The organism is Burkholderia sp. LFS061, assembly GCF_047978125.1.
GTDB classification, from domain to species: domain Bacteria; phylum Pseudomonadota; class Gammaproteobacteria; order Burkholderiales; family Burkholderiaceae; genus Burkholderia; species Burkholderia pyrrocinia_C.
In genome coordinates, this window is the sequence record NZ_JBFPFS010000134.1 from 1 (window position 1) to 609 (window position 609).

Consider the following 609-nt stretch of genomic DNA (forward strand, 5'->3'; position numbering starts at 1 on the left):
ACAGCTTGCGGCCGAACGCGAGCCGCTGCGTACGCGCGCCGCGCGTCGCGCTGGCGGCCGGCTCGACGACGAGCGGCGTGAGCCCCTGCGTGCGCAACTGGCCGCGCGCGGAACGCGCGCTGTCGGCATCGATGACGCCTTTCTGCGCGTGTCCCGCCGCATCGATCGCTTCGAAACGGAATGCCGGCATCGCGCTATGCGCCTCCCGTCACGCGCAGCACTTCCTCGAGCGACGTCGCGCCGGCGGTCAGCCAGCGTTCGGCGTCGTCGCGCAGCGTGCGCATCCCTTCCGCGCGGCTGGTGGCCAGAATCTCCGCGTCGGCCGCATTGCGATGGATCAGCGAGCGGATCGTATCGTCGACCAGCAACAGTTCGTATACACCGCGCCGGCCCGCGTAGCCCGAATGCCCGCACTTGTCGCAGCCGACCGGATGCCACAGCGTGCGGCCATCCTCGTGCCGCTCTTCCTTGCAGACGGGGCAGAGCTGCCGCACCAGGCGCTGCGCGAGCACGCCGAGCAGCGACGATGCGAGCAGGTACGGCTCGACGCCCATGTCGGTCAGACGCGTGACGGCCGATGCCGCATCGTTCGTGTGCAGCGTCGCGAGC

General features: G+C 70.6%; 1 protein-coding gene and 1 pseudogene. Both read right to left on the minus strand.

Going from position 1 to position 609, the window contains the following annotated elements:
• Positions 1–190: pseudogene (locus ACNQQL_RS36035) on the minus strand (type II secretion system protein GspF); the annotation flags it as partial.
• A 4-nt stretch (positions 191–194) separates the two neighbouring features.
• On the minus strand, positions 195–609 hold a 415-nt coding region (locus ACNQQL_RS36040; RefSeq protein WP_347069707.1), incomplete at its 5' end, for an ATPase, T2SS/T4P/T4SS family.